The organism is Paenibacillus sp. 1182, from assembly GCF_017833915.1.
GTDB classification, from domain to species: domain Bacteria; phylum Bacillota; class Bacilli; order Paenibacillales; family Paenibacillaceae; genus Paenibacillus; species Paenibacillus polymyxa_D.
In genome coordinates this window covers 277212-293888 of the sequence record NZ_JAFICR010000004.1, presented here as the reverse complement: position 1 = coordinate 293888, position 16677 = coordinate 277212, and the positions used below count along the sequence as shown (strand labels likewise).

The 16677-nt window shown below is 36.5% G+C and carries 17 protein-coding genes; 3 read left to right on the top strand and 14 right to left on the bottom strand.

Features of this window, described 5'->3' with window-relative positions; all coding sequences use genetic code 11:
• Positions 1–222 precede the first annotated feature (222 nt).
• Positions 223–855, bottom strand: coding sequence for a hypothetical protein (locus tag JOD82_RS09870; protein ID WP_209948666.1), 633 nt, complete (start codon positions 853–855; stop codon positions 223–225).
• Between the two features lie 857 nt (positions 856–1712).
• On the opposite strand from JOD82_RS09870, the gene JOD82_RS09865 reads away from it, so the two are divergent.
• Positions 1713–2576 carry a hypothetical protein gene (locus tag JOD82_RS09865; RefSeq protein WP_209948664.1) on the top strand — a complete coding sequence of 288 codons (864 nt, stop codon included), beginning with the start codon at positions 1713–1715 and terminating at the stop codon, positions 2574–2576.
• Positions 2577–2797: 221 nt separating this feature from the next.
• Positions 2798–4102 (top strand): type IV secretory system conjugative DNA transfer family protein, encoded by a 1305-nt coding sequence (locus JOD82_RS09860; RefSeq protein ID WP_209948662.1) that lies wholly within the window; start codon positions 2798–2800, stop codon positions 4100–4102.
• 75 nt (positions 4103–4177) lie between these two features.
• Here JOD82_RS09860 and JOD82_RS09855 read toward each other — a convergent pair whose 3' ends face one another.
• The 12 genes from JOD82_RS09855 to JOD82_RS09800 all read right to left on the bottom strand — a co-directional run bounded on the left by JOD82_RS09855 (position 4178) and on the right by JOD82_RS09800 (position 14119).
• Positions 4178–5548, bottom strand: coding sequence for a nucleotide-binding domain-containing protein (locus JOD82_RS09855; RefSeq protein ID WP_209948660.1), 1371 nt, complete (start codon positions 5546–5548; stop codon positions 4178–4180).
• Positions 5529–6659, bottom strand: a complete 1131-nt coding sequence (locus tag JOD82_RS09850) for an SAVED domain-containing protein (RefSeq protein ID WP_209948659.1) — start codon at positions 6657–6659, stop codon at positions 5529–5531. The genes JOD82_RS09855 and JOD82_RS09850 overlap by 20 nt, the downstream gene beginning before the upstream one ends.
• Before the next feature lie 538 nt (positions 6660–7197).
• Entirely contained in the window at positions 7198–7485 is a 288-nt protein-coding gene (locus JOD82_RS09845; RefSeq protein WP_209948656.1) for a hypothetical protein, read from the bottom strand.
• Positions 7486–7559: 74 nt separating this feature from the next.
• Complete coding sequence (locus tag JOD82_RS09840; protein ID WP_209948655.1) at positions 7560–7730, bottom strand: hypothetical protein; 171 nt, start codon at positions 7728–7730, stop codon at positions 7560–7562.
• A 235-nt stretch (positions 7731–7965) separates the two neighbouring features.
• Positions 7966–8130 carry a hypothetical protein gene (locus JOD82_RS09835; protein WP_209948653.1) on the bottom strand — a complete coding sequence of 55 codons (165 nt, stop codon included), beginning with the start codon at positions 8128–8130 and terminating at the stop codon, positions 7966–7968.
• A gap of 131 nt (positions 8131–8261) precedes the next feature.
• Complete coding sequence (locus JOD82_RS09830; protein WP_209948651.1) at positions 8262–8876, bottom strand: metallophosphoesterase family protein; 615 nt, start codon at positions 8874–8876, stop codon at positions 8262–8264.
• A gap of 66 nt (positions 8877–8942) precedes the next feature.
• Entirely contained in the window at positions 8943–9830 is an 888-nt protein-coding gene (locus tag JOD82_RS09825) for an SIR2 family NAD-dependent protein deacylase (RefSeq protein WP_397376026.1), read from the bottom strand.
• 32 nt (positions 9831–9862) lie between these two features.
• Entirely contained in the window at positions 9863–10387 is a 525-nt protein-coding gene (locus tag JOD82_RS09820) for a hypothetical protein (RefSeq protein ID WP_245248966.1), read from the bottom strand.
• 162 nt (positions 10388–10549) lie between these two features.
• Entirely contained in the window at positions 10550–11371 is an 822-nt protein-coding gene (locus JOD82_RS09815; protein ID WP_209948649.1) for a transglycosylase SLT domain-containing protein, read from the bottom strand.
• A gap of 177 nt (positions 11372–11548) precedes the next feature.
• Positions 11549–11884: a hypothetical protein gene (locus tag JOD82_RS09810; protein WP_209948647.1), complete on the bottom strand. Its 336-nt coding sequence runs from the start codon at positions 11882–11884 to the stop codon at positions 11549–11551.
• Between the two features lie 168 nt (positions 11885–12052).
• Positions 12053–12313 (bottom strand): hypothetical protein, encoded by a 261-nt coding sequence (locus JOD82_RS09805; protein ID WP_209948646.1) that lies wholly within the window; start codon positions 12311–12313, stop codon positions 12053–12055.
• Positions 12314–13066: 753 nt separating this feature from the next.
• Positions 13067–14119, bottom strand: coding sequence for an AAA family ATPase (locus tag JOD82_RS09800; protein WP_209948644.1), 1053 nt, complete (start codon positions 14117–14119; stop codon positions 13067–13069).
• Positions 14120–14615: 496 nt separating this feature from the next.
• Here JOD82_RS09800 and JOD82_RS09795 point away from each other — a divergent pair, with 496 nt between their 5' ends.
• A complete protein-coding gene (locus JOD82_RS09795; protein WP_209948642.1) occupies positions 14616–15485 on the top strand; it encodes a hypothetical protein in 870 nt (289 codons plus the stop codon).
• Between the two features lie 216 nt (positions 15486–15701).
• On the opposite strand, the gene JOD82_RS09790 is transcribed toward JOD82_RS09795, so the two are convergent.
• Complete coding sequence (locus JOD82_RS09790; protein WP_209948640.1) at positions 15702–16595, bottom strand: DUF7666 domain-containing protein; 894 nt, start codon at positions 16593–16595, stop codon at positions 15702–15704.
• Positions 16596–16677 lie beyond the last annotated feature (82 nt).

Genomic DNA, 16677 nt, shown 5'->3' with positions numbered 1-16677 from the left:
ACGTTTGTTCTCCTTTTTTTATAAAATCCTAATATCATATGTGCTTGAGCCTCTCTTTACAAAACGATAAAAGCGGGGATTTTTGATTGACATCTGCTAAAAAGGAATTTATCATTTCTCTTTTTTCGAAGATTTTTCATTTTCTCGTTCAGCATGTCGGATAATATGCAATATGTAAGAAGAAGAGCCTAAAAAAGTGACTCTCCTTGTTGCGACTCGTCTCTATCGATGAATCGTTTGATTTGTCATTTTTTCAACGGTTACGTTTGCTTCTTTTGTGTCGACAAAGCTGAGGTTCAACATATCGCCTTCTTTGATAAAGGAAGCAAAGATTGCTTCTTTCGGATTCAGGTTGAACACTTTATTACTATTTTCTAAGATAACTTGAACTATAGGAGCATCACCCATTTGAACGGTTCCAACACGAAGAACTTTACCTGTGATCTTCTTCAATTGAGAAACATTTGTTACCACTTGTTTCGATTCGCCTGTAGCTACAGCTTGAACTAAATTATATAAATCTTGTCTAATGGTTAACGGAAAAATAATTGTCATATATATCCAAACTAAAGCAATAGGAATGAATAGTCCCCATTTACTGGATGAGAATAAATACGACGTTTCCACACACAGCCATATTCCGTATGGAATCAAAATTGTTGAAAATAGGACTGAGTAAGTATGATCTTTCAAGACAAAGTACCCAAAGAGAAGAGCCAAAACGAAGAAATAAGCGATCTTTCCAAGTTGCCAAAAAGTAATCACAGATTTGTTTTCTTTAGTAACACACCATATTGATGGAGAGAGTAATAAAAATACACTCACGAAAATAAAAAACCAAAACCACATAGCCATGAATCCCCCTCATTCAGAATTCCTACCCTGATCATATTTCAATTCTAAATACAACATTGTCTTTAGTCAATTATTTTTACATATTGCCTTCAAATAATAAACTATATTTGCAAACAAAAAAAGACCTCCTATACAGGAGATCCTCATGTTAAAATGGCAGCGGCAAAGATCATCTCTCTGCGGGATAGGAGTAGAATGTTTTCTCACCTTTTCAGGTGCTCCCAAGCTGGTATGCGCAAATGCCTTGCTCGCATAGTCGAATCCATATGAATAGATCATTATATGATTTATGCTAAAGTATTATAAGTTTTTGTAAAATCGAAAATGGCATGCCAGCCCAATACGCATTCTACTTTCGTAGTTATTCGCCTCTGTACTTCCCTTTCTCCTCTCAATACAGCTCCTCTTCCTTTTTGGTGTGTAGAAATCTCTTGGTTTCTTCAACACAAATTTCATTTAATAGGTTTGAGCTTGTAATTTTAGAACAAGTGACTGTATTGTAAAACAATAATATTTATTAACTATAGTCAATAAAGTGATATTATTGGTTTATAAGTAATTTAACAGTTTTCAAGAGGAGGCGTAACGCATGCACTCGTTTGACTTAAAAGCTCATACAATTGAACGATCTTTTTTAAGAAAGATCAAAAACCAAGCTACCTACAAAACAGGCACGGGAAAACTTAACTATGTGACATCTTATAATCGATCTGTTATCAAGATCAGAACACTTACAGGGAAAACCGAACAATCAATTTCCCGAAATGGCTTGCGTAAAGCCATATCTTATTTGTTATATAAAAAAAACAGCAACAAGACGAGAACTCGAAAAATATTCAAATATGAATTCTGCCTTAATGGGATTACTTCAACGGATTTTTATCCAAACTGCTAAAATCGTAAAAACAGCTAAGGGCTTGCTTCGAATCACGATAAAAGGTGTTCGATTTTTCTTTTCAGGTTTGGATCGTGCAAGCATTCGCGACTTAGAAACCGTAGTTCAAAAGGGCGGAAGATATATCCTTTGTTCTTTCTATTATTTAAGAGAGTATAAGAGCAAGCGATTAATGGATTTTATAAAAAAGTTTAACCTGCAACTACTCGTTGATTCAGGTGAATTTTCTGCGTATAAAGCCAGAATGAACGGGAAAAAAATAGAGAAAATCTCATTAAAAGAGTATGCAGATTTCATTTTGACGTTTAAGGATTACATCTTTGGATATTTCAACTTAGACGTAACGAACGATGCAAAAAAATCGAAAGCTAACTTCGAAAAACTGAAGAAAGCAACTGGTATTGCTCCGATTCCGATCTGGCATCCAAACGTAAACGACTGGACGCAAAGTGATTGGATGGGTTTAGATCAACTTGTCAATGAAGATCATGCCGTTATAGGAATTGGAGCAACGGTTCATATGGGACTAAAAGCTGGACCACGCTTGATGACGACAGTAAAAGATTCATTATTTAATGAAATATTCACACGGCATCCTCTTCAAAATTTCCATTGGCTCGGAGGATCGTCAAAAATTATTTGTAAGTATCCGTTCTTTTCTTCCGATTCGTCAGGATATTTGCAAGGGAGAAGAAAACACCAGGTGTACTACTTTGACGGTAAAGATATCTCCACTCGCATTGATACAAAACAAGATCGATACGAATGCCTTTCTGATAACGTTCAAATCTTATCCTCTTTGGAATGTTTGACAGGAGGTTTTTGAGCTTATCATTTCATTGTTGCTCTAACTTCCAAATCAGTAGTTTTAATGGTAGTTTGCGACGTTGTTGCGGCATTTTAGAGCAAAAACCACTGTTTTTAGAGCAGTAATCTATAGACTTTGACAAAGTGCAAATTTTTAAAGCCAAAAAATAGTTTTCAGGAATACGTTTGAAAGCTATTCACTATAATGATGACAATAGAAATTAAGTAAGGGGGAAGTTGATGGCTACAAAAAATAGATTGATGATAGGTAATGACACAAAAACCAATGAGGATATTTTTCTAAAAGAAGGGAACTTATTAATTGTAGGTAAGGAAGGAGCTACAAAAAATGATACCATTGTTTATCCTGTTTTAAATCAGATGATCAGTCAAAAGGATGTAGGAATTACAATTTTTGATCATACCGGATTAGTATCCAAAGTGGCTTATGCCATAGCAAAGAAGAACCGAAGAAAAATTTTCTATGTTGACCCCATGCTTCGTACGGTAAAATTTAACCCTCTTCGCGGTAGTGAAGATGACGTCATTTCTAATTTTGTTCAGTTCTTCTGTAGTTACAATACGGAAAGTCCTCGTTTCTTCATAGATACGAACTCAAGATTGTTAACTTATTCGATTAAAGTGTTAAAAACAACCATGGGTGAAAATGCAACACTATTAGACTTACAAAGATTTATGGAGAACATCAAAGGATTCGGAAGGCACATGGTTGCTCGATTTTCACGAGTTTCCAGTTCAGACCCTATGACAATACAAGAGCAAGAACTGATCACCTCCTGGTTTCTACAGGACTACTTTAATGATAAAAGCAAAGTTTACGAATATACATCAGGTGTGCGAGCATTCCTCATGGATCTGCTTTCGAATAAGGCAATTGCAAAAATGTTTAATACCAGTGAAGAAGGTGAATTTCTGGAGCTTGATTTCAAGAAACACATTGAAAATAAAGAAGTGGTCATTGTAAATACAAATCCGGCTGACCTTGGAGGCGCTTATAGTAAAATACAAACCCTTATTGCGCTCCATTTACAAAATGTGATTCTTCATGAGACCAAACCTGTGCCACATATGTTATATTTCAAAGAATTACTTCATTTAAGACCCCTGTTTAGTGATCTGTTCAAAGCAAGTTCTTTTGATCACACGTTTGCCATGATAGCTGAGATGCAAAATGGGTTTCATTATGAATATCATCATAACGACTACAAAAACGGATCATTTATATCATCCTTCCCGAATGTAGTCATCATGCCAGGAACAGTGATGAAAGAAGAATTTCGAAATACAATTTTCTCCCGTAGGGAAGTAGAGATTATGGAAGATGCCGATGCGGACATGGATCAACACGAATTCTACTATCGCATGATTGATTCTTGTGCAAAGGGGTATACTGTCAGCGGGGCTGCTAAAGGTGCTATATTGCCAGCAGAAGAAAGTGAGTTTTTACAAAAACGAATCAAACGATACACAAGAGAGTTTGAGAACCAAAAGAGATTTTCAGGTGGAGTTGTATCGACTTTTTAATAATAAAAAGACCACTTTTATGTGGTCTTTTCCTCATTCTCAGCGCTCACATTTTTTGAGTTCTCGTAATATTCCTCAAACTCTAATTGGAACATCTACCTTTCCTTTCGCTACACATTCTCCACTTTTTATAATATAGCACTCCACGTAATGATCCCCTTTAAACGAAGTTTCCTCCACATGATATAAGGAGTCGGTTCTTTTAATTTGCCCACGAATACAATCCTTTTGCTTGGCAATATCTCCTCTGTTTCTCACCTTCCAATAGACTTCGTAAGGCATTGGCGCGTCTGTCTGGGCACGAAAATTCAAGCCATGTTCAGGAAGTAGGAGTTGTTTTCTTTGCAACATTGCCTGCAACCAACCGACCCGTTTATCATTTTTGGATACTACACAGTCTAATTCAAGATTGAATTTCAGATTGACAGGGAACATATTACTGATGTACTCTTCGGTTTCTCTGTAATCATAATATACCTGCGATTCGGACAATTGAGAATAAGATTTAGTCAATTGTGCTCGTTCTTCTTGTTTTAGATCTGTCCAGTATGAGTGATTGAAAAAGTTTTCCCAGGCTTCAACTGCATGCTTGTAGGTACAATCTGAGTCAAACAAAACATCCAACTTCATAAGCTTATCGTTAAGACGATTATATAGGTTATCCATTTTTGTGCTGTCAGCGCTCACCAGTTTCAGACTCTTTGTAGTATCCGTTGGATTATAGACTTCTTTATCAACTGCAAGTCTGTCTCGAATAGAAACCATTGTATAGTAAAACCGTTCATCCGTTCGATCATAGGATTGAAATTTTTCATCAGCCAGAACGCTTTGAATAAGTCCACCAGGCATATTCGCCCACCCACTTCTGGATTTGGAGAACATCTTCATCAATCGAACAATTTCTCTTAATTTATAATCCTTGTCTTTGTTTTGATCGAGAAACCATTTTGTTATTGCCCTGGGATTTCTTTCTCTCCATTCACTTCCACAATGCTCATATTTATATTCTCCGTTTTCATCTGTAAATCGACGGTAAATTGCAAAATCAATATGGTAGTTTTCCGCATACACAATTCGGACGCAATTGGTTTTTGCCTCAGGTTCTACATTAAATTGACTGCACTTTCTTTTAAGTGCATTAACAATGACATTCTTTGTTTTTGTAGTTCCTTCAGGAAGGTTGCTTTTATCAAACACAATAGCGACATCGATATCGTAGTCATTTTCTTCATTCTGTACAACCGTAGACATGGCAACACTTCCCTGTACAATGGGGGTTTCCGCTAATTTATGATTAGTTCCATTTTCGGCATTATATTCTTCTAAGCCCTCCTTTAACCGTTTAATATTGATGTTTTTTTTGTTAAATAGTTTTTGCTTTTCTGCTTTTGGCAGTACAACTTCACTATGATAAAATGTTTTAAATTTAGTATTCAGATTGTACAATATTAACCCTCATTTCGTTTATTTTCAATTCAGGTGAGGTATTTTCTTTAGGCAGTTTTATTCCCCACTTGTATTTAGGGCTTTCGATTCGGACATGGTTATATATCCATATGTCAACATCCATTCTTGAACTAATAGCACTTCCAAGGGTGTAAGCTAATGACGGTTGTCCCGAATAGAATAAATGGATAGTTTGTAACTGCGGGTAACGCTGATTGATTTGATCGAGGAGATCTCTAAAATTCTTTTTGTATGTTTTAAGCTGTTCTGAACTTATTACTGCATTTCTATGAGGCGGGTTCAAATGAAGATAATAGGAGTTTAAGTTCTGGAATTGGAGTTCTTGAATATCTTCATCCCCGATGGGATAGGTTATTCCGATTTTTATAACAACCTCTCTTGTTGATTGAATTTCCTGTTGCGTATCTTTTTTTTCTAACAACAACGATGGGAATTTAAAATTCGGTTTAGACTCAATCTGTTCCCATATCAACTCATTTTGATTCCATTCATAAAACGTTGGACTTGATTTGTCAGATAATTGATAACCCAATAGCATTGTTACAGGAATATGTGCGAGTCCCATGTAAGCCACTTCTACACCTGAACTACCGTCTATTCGTGAAGCAATTCGATTGATCGTTTTCTCCTGTTCCCTCAAAGCGTGGTAGATATGTACTCTATCCATGGATTTAAACTCTTCCAATTGATTAAGTGGATATTGTTCCAAATTATAATCGGAAAGATCTTTATTTATGTTTGAATAGCTTATCATTTGAATAGAGGAGTGTTGGATGAGTAACATAGGCTTTAATTTTTCTCTGTTTTTGGTTCGGAAATAAAAGTAAATCGCCAGTGCAATTAACGATCCCCCAGCCAAGAGAGAGAGAAGTACATTCCAAACTTGGCTTGAATCTACTGGATAAGGCATATTACAATTAAAGTGGTCATTATACATGTCGATGACAAAGTTGATCCACCAGTTTTGCGTAAATGACTGCCCTATAATCAGGATACCAAATGAAATCAATGACCATATAATTTTTTTCTCGAACCTTCCTTTTAAAAAACGCATAGCAATCGGTATTACTTGCTTAAATCTATTCTTCAATCTTTTTCCCCCTTGAGTCTCTAATATAGGTCTAAAGCCACAACACACGTGGCTATTATACCATAAACTTACATGAGAATCGGGATAATTTGATGAATCAACATCGACGGTGGAAAAAAACCTAAAAATATGTCCTTGGGATAAATTTCACAACAAAAAAAACTGAGCAACAGTCAGAAAAATATTCTGATTTACTCAGCTCTTTCATTTCTAATCTATTTTATCATTTATGATCGGCATTTAGCTCATTTATGCTTCGAGATGGCATAAGTCATAACCTACAACCAATCACACCTACTTCCTCCTTGTTCTAATTTATTAATTCAAAATAATTAATATCTAACATGTCTGGCGACCCGCTATCATTAATAAAGCAAAGATAAAAGAATGATTTATTATTTATTGGCATAAAAGTTTTATCTTTTGTGAGTTTACCAGCTAAATCGTCTTTTGATTTGTATATCATCTGTCCTCCCTGTCAAAGAATCCTTTTACTTGTTTTATGCAATAGCAACTTAACACTATCCCAAGTTGTCTCTTATCCTAAATATTCTTCATGGAACCTGATAAACTCCTCTTTGCTCATACATTTCTCTTCCGCGACCTCGATATTTTCATTTGGGATGTAATCATATGAAACTTGTTCATATTCAAGCTCATATTCATAGCGATCTTCACAATGTCCTCCGTCATAGTAGAATATAAACAAATCGTTATGAACGATGTTTTCTATTAGTAATGGTAAAGTGTATCGCGCTGAACTCTTTTTCCCAAGAGAAAAAATTTTCTGCATTGAAGGAACTGCGACTGAATAAGATTCTCCCATGTAATTAAACCGCCTCTTAAAATAATCTTTTTATAAACTACATTTTTCACACGTATTGTCGCTTTGCACCGTATTCATTTCACTATTCGTCTTGCCTTATTAAATTTCTCTCTGAATCGATCCAAAACCCAGTCTCTTTCGTAGTCGTTTTTATCTGCAACATCATCGCAAATCTCTAAAACCTCTTCTACAAGTTCATCAATCCGTTCCATCGCTTCTTTGTAGAGCCTGCTTTCATCCGACAAGCTACCACCTCCTATATTAAAGAAAGTCTGCGTAAAGGATCATTTTATCGTTGAATAATTGATTCCAAAATTCTTGCACTTGGATCTGTAATCTCTACAAGTAAGAAGCCCTCACTCTGACCTTTACCTGCCGTTCTATTTCTAATACGATCTTTTACAGGAAGGGAACGATAAATTTCACTATATCTATTTCTAATCAGATTTACTTCTGCACCTAATTCCTCAGACCACTTCTTTAGTTTTTCAAGAGTAATGAACGCTGATTCGGCTTTATCTCTTCCATAACCAGAGACTCCATTATTTTAAATTCATATGGCATATTGGTAACTGAAACACGATCCTTTATTAATTGTTCAAGTTGTTTATTCATCTTTACTCCAAGCACTGTATGAGCAAGCATTTTAATATCCCCCTAATTGTTGATAAAAAAAAGTTTTACACAGTTTTTTTAATCAAAATTCATGAAAACCATTACATCTTTATTTTTAAACTCGATTATCTGGTACATACCCATCTCACGATAGATTGTTTTCAAAAAGTCTTTTCCATAGACAATTCCAATACACATTCTTTCGATTTCGACTTGAAATCGTATATAATTACACCAAATACGCCAACTAAAATAGTATCCATATAATAGTCTACCGTATTTACATGATGGTGACCATGAAACAAAAACCGTGGATGGCAACGATCCATGTAATCATGTAATCCTCTGAATCCCTGGTATACAGGATGACCCGCTTGATCATGATACCCACTTGGGGAGTTATGACACAGTAGAATGTCTACAGGCGGCAGCTCCTCGCATAGCATGCTGATTTCCTCCTGCGTATGCATAGGATACGGTCCTCCTTTATAGCGATTCGAACCTTCTACTCCCGCCACTTTCATTCCTTTCAGCTCCACAACTCGTCCATGGCAATCGATTGCGCCATAATATTCAAGGTCACCTTCGTATCCAAAATCACCATGAACACCATATACTCCTTTATGCCCAAACACCTCAACAATCTTCTGTAAAAGCATTTGATTGATGTCGCCCAACAAAAAGACAACATCAAACTGTTCCTGATTGATCTCCAATAATTTTCGCCAGTCCTCCTGATCAATCCATTGTAAATCCGAAATCATTAAAGCCTTCATTCGAAGACCCCCTTTCGTGTCACATAATTTTTCATATAAACTATATGCACGAAATGAACTCTTTAGTTAATGGGATGAAGACAATAACTTTTGGTGAAGTTGTTGAAAGGTTTTAGAGATAGATCCATGGATCACCATTTTAAAACAGTGATCAAGCTTGGTTGGCTCTTTGTTAATAATCACACTGTTTTTATAAGCTGGGAACCGTTGTGGAATTTCATTAATAGGTCCTACTTGCAAAGAAGACCCCACAACAAGCAATAAATCTGATTGCATTGCACTTTTCTTTGCCTCTGGAAAATAGCGAATCGAATCTTGAAAAAGGACAACATCTGGTTTTAAAACATGGTTACATCTATATTCTCGCTTCTTTTTTCCTTTACATCGAATGGCGTCTGATGTTGCTTCGTGTATAACGTGACGGGTTCCACATTCCTGACAAACCACATGATGAAGTGAACGATCAGGTACTGGAATGTATTGATTGCAAACGTTCTCCTTTTGTTCGACTTTCCGACAGGTAGGTACAGCTTCACTTCGGATGTAATCTAAGTCGTAGGTTTCGCCACAATTGGTACAGTGGGCTATCCGCATGCTCCCATGAACTTCGCAAACCTTCTTACTTCCGGCAAGCTGATGCAAGCCATCTACATTTTGCGTAAAAATATCAATCATCTTACCCTCTGTTTCTAATTCAGCTAAAAATTGATGTCCGTAATTAGGCTTAAAGTCTCCAGCCAGTTTGATTTTAAAGATATCCTTATACGCTGCCCAAAACTCGCTCCGATGACGATTGAAGTAAGACAACGACATGATATACTGTCTGGATGTATCATTTGTCCAAACTCCAGCAGAAGAGCGAAAATCAGGAATGCCAGAATCGGTACTTATTCCTGCTCCAGACAATACGGTTATTTTCTTTGCTTGTTGAATCCAAGCTGCAAGGGTATTCAGGTTTTCCAAAATCAACACTCCTCTTTTGTTTCTCAGCATCTAATCACACTTGATAAAATACCAATAGGAAATGAATTCATGATCTCTTCAATATTAAGATTGTTTGTACTCGTTATCTGTAGTTCAGCTAAGGCTGAACAACGAATGAATAGTCCATCTATCACATATTCAATCGATTTCACATCACATCCGTTGTTCCATCCTCTCTCTAATATGCTTGAAACCATAAAAGCACTTTGACTGTGAAGTAGTTTATCAGACGTGTCCAGGGTTTTCTCTAACCGCTCAGGAAAAGCCAGCTCAACATCTGTCAGGCTCCCTCCAATAGATTCAAGCTGTTTAAGCAGACTGTGAAACCTTTGTTGATCAACTTCAAAATCTCTCAATTGATATTCTTGTACAATACGTTCTCGTTCCTCTTCTGTTATAACACCTGTATCGATCCCAATTAGAGAGGTTCCTCGCCGAAAATACAACCCAGAGAGCCTTCTTTGAACTAATTTATCAACCTTTTCTGGTTCGCCAAAGTATAAGTAAACATTACATTGTATTGTCATTTTTTAATCTCTCTTCCTACTTCTTTTTTCTACATTCGGATTAATATCTATACGATTAATTATATTGCTTTCGTCATATTTTGTAAATTTTTGTTTACACTAAATTGCTCTGAATTACAGTGAGCAAAAAAAAGAAGGATAAAAACTACCCTTCTTGTGGAACTACATCAATTGGTGAACTTCTGTATACGCGGCTCTAACCAATTTTATATATTTTGTTGCCTTTCCGTGGGTACGGAACCCGCCAATTCCCTTATTGTAAGAACTCCAAACATATTCGTCGAGCTCTCGTCCAGATATCCCTTTCGATTCCCAATAATTATATAGGTTAGATAGCATATAAGTACCCCACTCCATATTTACATAGGGATCTAAAGGTTTATTGGGTGTATCCAGGAGCTTGGATAAATTCTCATGATTGACTTTGTTGATTTGAAAATAACCGTAATCATAAGTCTCACTAATTTCCTTGGCATTATAGCCACTTTCATGTTGCATAACTGCCAAGGTTTTTTCATAATTTAGTCCTCTCTTTTGAGACAATTTGTATAAATATTTTTGCTCTTCTTTAGGTAAAGGGATATCGGCGTTATAAACAAATGCCTTAAATCCCTTGTTTGATGGAGCCAGACTCGTCGGTGTTTTGCTTTCTCGCACGATTTTTGAAGGTAGTTGTTGTATGGATTTTGGTTTTACTTTCTCCTTCGTCTGATCGTTACCTTCAGCCTTTAATGGCTCATTCCATTTCTGGAATAGGGGCAATTGTACCGCTTTAACTTGTGTCACGGTTTGTTTCTTCAAAGCTATATCTGACATCAATGGCTGTTTCTCTACTTTTATCATGCTATGATGACTGTTTTTCGTAGACTCATTATCGTTGAATTGTGCATAGGCAGAAGCCCCAATGAGAATACAAGCAAACAGCGCAACAGTTGTTACAATCTTGTGCTTTCTTCGATCTAAACGATCACTTTTTTGATTCATGATATGCCTCCTAAAGTTGAGTTTGAAATCATCCTGTTTTGCTTTAGCATCCTGTATGTTATGCACGAAGAAAAAAAATACAAAAGGAGAGTGCGTTTAGACGGTTCTATTTTTTTCAACAAAAAAAGAGAAGGATCTCCAAAATGGATCCTTCTCTTTTCGATAATTTGATCTTATCTATTTCATCATTCCGTATTCCTCAACAAATGGATCGTCAAACTCAAACCCTTTTGTTATTTTTAAATCAAGAATCAATTGCATTTTTAAATTGTACAAGCTGTCAGATAAACTCTGACAACTATGAGACGTATGTCTGAGCAAATAGCAAGCTTGCTTTAAAGCCATGATTTGGCTAACCATTTCTCCTATTCCCATTGTCTCAAAACTGTTGATTTCCTCCTCTGTGTACTTCTTAGCTTTGAAATAATCATAAGCTGTAACCAATCGATAAGGAATCATCCTTCCATCAATACGAATTCCTTCCCCAATAAAATCTCTAAGTTCTTCTGCCACTTTACTCAACCTCCTACAGATTTTAGACACTTCAATGCCCACAATCCTGATCATTTATTCTGTATCTTAACCTACTTTCAACTCATTCCCCGAACCCCCACATTGAGAACATAAGCAATCATTTTCAATTCTTTCGGAGTAGAGACTTCCTGTGCCTTGGCAACAGAGTCATATTTTTTTTACATACTCCAGCGCATCAATTGTCCATTCCTTCCCCCTAACAATACCTTTTTTCCACGCAATCGTGGCTATAATCCCTTCCACCTTTTGAATAACCCCAACTGCTCTATGATTGTCCTGACAACGTCCATATTTTACCTTCACTTCATCACCTGGAACAAAGTCAAAAACAATATTAACCCCATCTGAAATTGTGATGGTATTAACGATTCTTTTGTTTAATTGGTTGCCACTTAATTCTGTATACATAAACATTTCCCTCCTCAAAAATAAAATCTATGAGTTCAACCTTTTTTCTTTTGGATCTTGTATCATATGCGTTTATAACAAAAAAAAAGCTCACTTCGACAAGTGAGCTTGAGCTTGTTTTTAACTATTTAGTTGGGGTGTTCGTTTTCTTTTCCCAAAGCTTTAACTGTAAAAACTTAATGATGTTAGTATATATAGGTCTGTAAACATAGGTATACATATAACTGAAGTAATAATACAAGGCATACCCAATCATGACGAGCGCGAACACGGGAAGAAAAAATATGAGCTGGATTAGATGATGAACTCTAAATGGATTAGGAAATTTCAATATTTTTTCTATATCATCACCGTTAAAAGCACTCAACTGGAATGCGAACATAAACGAAGCTAAAAAGCACCAACTTGTCAGCCCCAAAAAGGAGATTGAATAACTCAATTTTTTCATCCTCTCTTATAAACGTATTAACAATAAAACACTTTATATAAACTTGAAGCTATCTTGATTTTGAAACCTCTAAAAGCCATCCCATCACAAACCATGCAAACATCGAAATGATAGAAACCATGTGCAGCTCCGCCCAACCAAAAAAAGAATATATCCAAGATGTCATCCATATTTCTCCTTTTATTCTTTATCAAAATCATATTGTCTATAGTCAATATTATAAACTAAATATACTTATGGTCAACAAAAAACTCGTCTTCCATGAAAGACGAGTTTTACACTTACAGCTTGTTTAATATAACTATTTATTGGCGAAACTTCTGCGTTAATACGGTATGTGGTATACGGGCATGTTTTACGATTTCCTCTAATTGAATCCCATCTTCCATTGAAAATGGTTGAGAGTTACCTACAAACAAGATGCGTATATTGGGTATCCTTTGTAGCGTTTCTACAAGAGCCTGTCTTTTCATCATTTGAGGATCATCGATAACGATCAGATCGCCTATCAATTCGTCTTTACTCAACTGATATATACTTTTTACTTCCTTTCCTAATTGCTGTGAAAGGTACGCTCTTTTTCTCCCCGTACCTGAAACGATAATGATATTAGCATTCGGTTTAGCTGTCTCTAAACAGCTAATAATCGCTTTTAACGTAAACGTAACACCTGTTCCTGAAGCACCTGAAAGTACACTCACGTTGCTCCGAAGAGCCATATGAATAGCTGCTTTCTGTTGAGTTGTAAGTTCGATATTCTTTTCAATAAAGGACAGTATGGAGTCATCCGAGATGATTGGTTCTTTTTTCTGATGATTTATTGCATGGATGAATTCATATATGCTTTTATCATCAATACCTAATACTCTCTCCAAAGCAGGTCTATACCGTTTTTTTATACGTTTCTTAGCCGCTGCACGAACTTCTGATGGTGAATCCTTTAGACGACTCTCGTCCATGTTATCCATTAGATCACACGCTTTACCCATTCGCGAAATTGGATTTTGTTTGGCTCGTTCAATAAAATCACGATACGACTCTCCCTCTCTTCGGGTCATCCCTTCTACTCCAGCAATAATCTCTTCATCCATTCCTTCATCTCGAAGGGACTGTGCTGTAACGGGTCTTGCCTTTGTAGCTGTATCTTCAATTACGTCGTGTAAAATGCATACACATCTAACCTTCTCTACAATCTCATCCGATAGGTCTTTAAATATTGGATATTCTCGTACCTTCTCCACATTCATAGCGACACGCATCACATGAAACATATAATGCTTGCCACCCTTATCCGTGTCCCCGCTGTGTGCCTTAGCTGCTATGATAATTGATTTATCAAATTGTGATAGTTGATTCATTTGATTTGCCCCTCTATTTATGAGAATAATGGATACTGCCCTATGTTCTATCCTAATGCATTTAATCATGCTATTAAATGCTCGGTGTGCATTTTGTGGAACAACAATTCTAATCATCATCCCTTTCCTTCAATTTGCTTGATGGGTTCATCAACCTGTGTTTTGTAACCTTTTCATTATATTCATATAGCAGACATTTAAATAAAGTTATATAACTATGTTTATTTGTATATAATTTAAAGAATTGCGGCGTCTGTCTTTGGACTAACGCCTAAGGGAATCGGATGTGTCCGGTTCTTTTCTTTTTATTTCTTCCACTAACCATACAAGATTGAACTCTCCTATCGTATTCACCAAATCTATGTATTTTCCTCTATCATCCTTAAATCACTTCATTTTTAATTGCCTATATTTCAGTAAACTAATTTCAAGTTGACAATAAATCATTTATTATTGTAATATTCATATGTTGTGGAATAAATTGGAGGTGTTATAGGTGTCATATCTGGACTTTGATGAAATAGACGACTTGGATGTGTTAGCAAAATTATTAAAAATGTCCTATTCACTTGACGACTGGAATAAAGTTATAGAGCTCAGTGAAAAATTAAATCAATGTTCACTACAACAGTTAAACGAGAAAACAGAAAATCAAATGAGATTAAAACGACCCTTAATCTATTACTGCGGGTATAGCAACTTAATGAAAAGTGAAGGGCTACAAAAAATAGGCAAGTATCAAGAAGCTTTAAAATATATTGATTTATATAAGGATATGAATTGGTATGGAACCATGACTCCTCAAGAAGCTGAAATCGCTAACGATTTCAAAAATTATGCAAAAGCGAATACGTTAACGATCAAGGTTTTACAAGGCGATCACATTGCTTTGATCGAATATGTTGATTATTTAAAAGAACACCCGCAGGAAATACTATGTGGACTTACGAATGTCACACGCGCAGCTACTTATCACCAATGGGACATAGATAACATACTGTCTTCTTTCCCTAATTACATAAATAATTACGACTCCGATGGGGATACCGTTAAGAATCACTATTATATAGATTTACTATACATGATAGCTTTATATAGATTTACAAGACAAGAATACGTTGATGCTATAGATTACACATTGCTAATTTTGGAATCCGCACTTACGCTTAAAGAGCACAACGGTTACAAAAAATCAACAGCGCTGTTTCAAATGTTTCATTCTAAAGCGAGTTTGCAACAAACTAATCAATACACAGGTTTAATGCAATCTATTTTAGAGGAGGAATTAAGGAATGAGAAAAATCTTATGTTTGACGGTCTTGACATTCGCCCTGGTAGTTTCAGCAACAACTCTAATCAGCAGTAATCCTTATATTACTCTACAACATGGGGCTGAATATTAAACATTAGCATAGGCAATGACATTGCCCGTATAAACATGTTGTGATAACATAAGAATATAAATAAGGGGAGTATCTGCACTCCCCCTGAACAACGATGTGCCTCACGGCGCACTCAGCAAAACCCACCAAGGCCCTAACCTTTAGCGGTGGGTTTTTTGTTTGTTACGTTTTTAGCAATTTTATTGATACCTACATTCAATAAATGCACCATTTTTAAGCTTATACCATGTGTCTTCTTTTAGAATCTTACCATCAATTTGAGCAGACTTAACACATACAGGCACATAACGTCCTCCGCTGCGTTTCCATTCTGCTAAGGTGATCCAATTACCTACTTTGCCCTTAATCTGACTATCGATTCCCATGGCGGCACCGACACTATCCTTACCATTTAAAGCAAGTCGGTTACTGTCTCCTGATGATACAACCATGCTGTTGTTTCCCAACGCAGTGAGTCGACTATCGTTTCCCGACGCGGCGAGTTGTGCGTTGTCTCCCATGGCGGCGAGCTGGCTGTCGTCTCCTGAGCTTGCCAATTGAGCATTGTTTCCCGTGGTTGCAAGTTGACTGTAGTCTCCTGACGCAGAAAGTTGGCTGTCATCTCCTGAGGCAGTGAGTTGACTGTTGTCCCCCGAGGCTGACAGTTGGCTGCTGTCTCCCAATACAGCAACTTGGCTATAGTCTCCTGACAGAGCAAGTTTACTGTCGTCTTCCGAAGAAGCCACTTGCTTTACATCCTCAGTACATTTCACCCAAAGCGCTTCATAGCCCGCTTTAATAAATCCTGGCAAATCAAGCTTTGCACCAATCCGTAGTTGGTTTGTAACCGATTTATTACCTACCGTTTTCGTCTCGCCGAGCGCTTCCACCTCAGCAAATTCGCTCAGCTCTCCGCTGGAATCAATAAGTGGATAGAAATTCAATACATCCAGCGGGTTTTTGCAAAAATGGAATCCTTCATCACATAGCACCGTGGGACCTTCATGCAGGAATGTTTTACCTTCTTCATATTGAAACCCAAGGCATACCATACCTTTTTCAAAAGCTTTATAACCTTTTATTTTTGCTTTCATTTTTGCTTCCCCTTAATCCTTATTAGAATAGAAGCTTTATATCATTCCTTTTCAGTACAAAACGAATATCTTTGTTAGAGGG

Bases quoted from the DNA above. Each gene is read 5' to 3' on its own strand.
- JOD82_RS09870 (WP_209948666.1), bottom strand. From the start codon at position 855: ATGGCTATGTGGTTTTGGTTTTTTATTTTCGTGAGTGTATTTTTATTA.
- JOD82_RS09865 (WP_209948664.1), top strand. From the start codon at position 1,713: ATGGGATTACTTCAACGGATTTTTATCCAAACTGCTAAAATCGTAAAA.
- JOD82_RS09860 (WP_209948662.1), top strand. From the start codon at position 2,798: ATGGCTACAAAAAATAGATTGATGATAGGTAATGACACAAAAACCAAT.
- JOD82_RS09845 (WP_209948656.1), bottom strand. From the start codon at position 7,485: ATGGGAGAATCTTATTCAGTCGCAGTTCCTTCAATGCAGAAAATTTTT.
- JOD82_RS09835 (WP_209948653.1), bottom strand. From the start codon at position 8,130: ATGCTTGCTCATACAGTGCTTGGAGTAAAGATGAATAAACAACTTGAA.
- JOD82_RS09830 (WP_209948651.1), bottom strand. From the start codon at position 8,876: ATGAAGGCTTTAATGATTTCGGATTTACAATGGATTGATCAGGAGGAC.
- JOD82_RS09820 (WP_245248966.1), bottom strand. From the start codon at position 10,387: ATGACAATACAATGTAATGTTTACTTATACTTTGGCGAACCAGAAAAG.
- JOD82_RS09815 (WP_209948649.1), bottom strand. From the start codon at position 11,371: ATGAATCAAAAAAGTGATCGTTTAGATCGAAGAAAGCACAAGATTGTA.
- JOD82_RS09805 (WP_209948646.1), bottom strand. From the start codon at position 12,313: ATGTATACAGAATTAAGTGGCAACCAATTAAACAAAAGAATCGTTAAT.
- JOD82_RS09800 (WP_209948644.1), bottom strand. From the start codon at position 14,119: ATGAATCAACTATCACAATTTGATAAATCAATTATCATAGCAGCTAAG.
- JOD82_RS09790 (WP_209948640.1), bottom strand. From the start codon at position 16,595: ATGAAAGCAAAAATAAAAGGTTATAAAGCTTTTGAAAAAGGTATGGTA.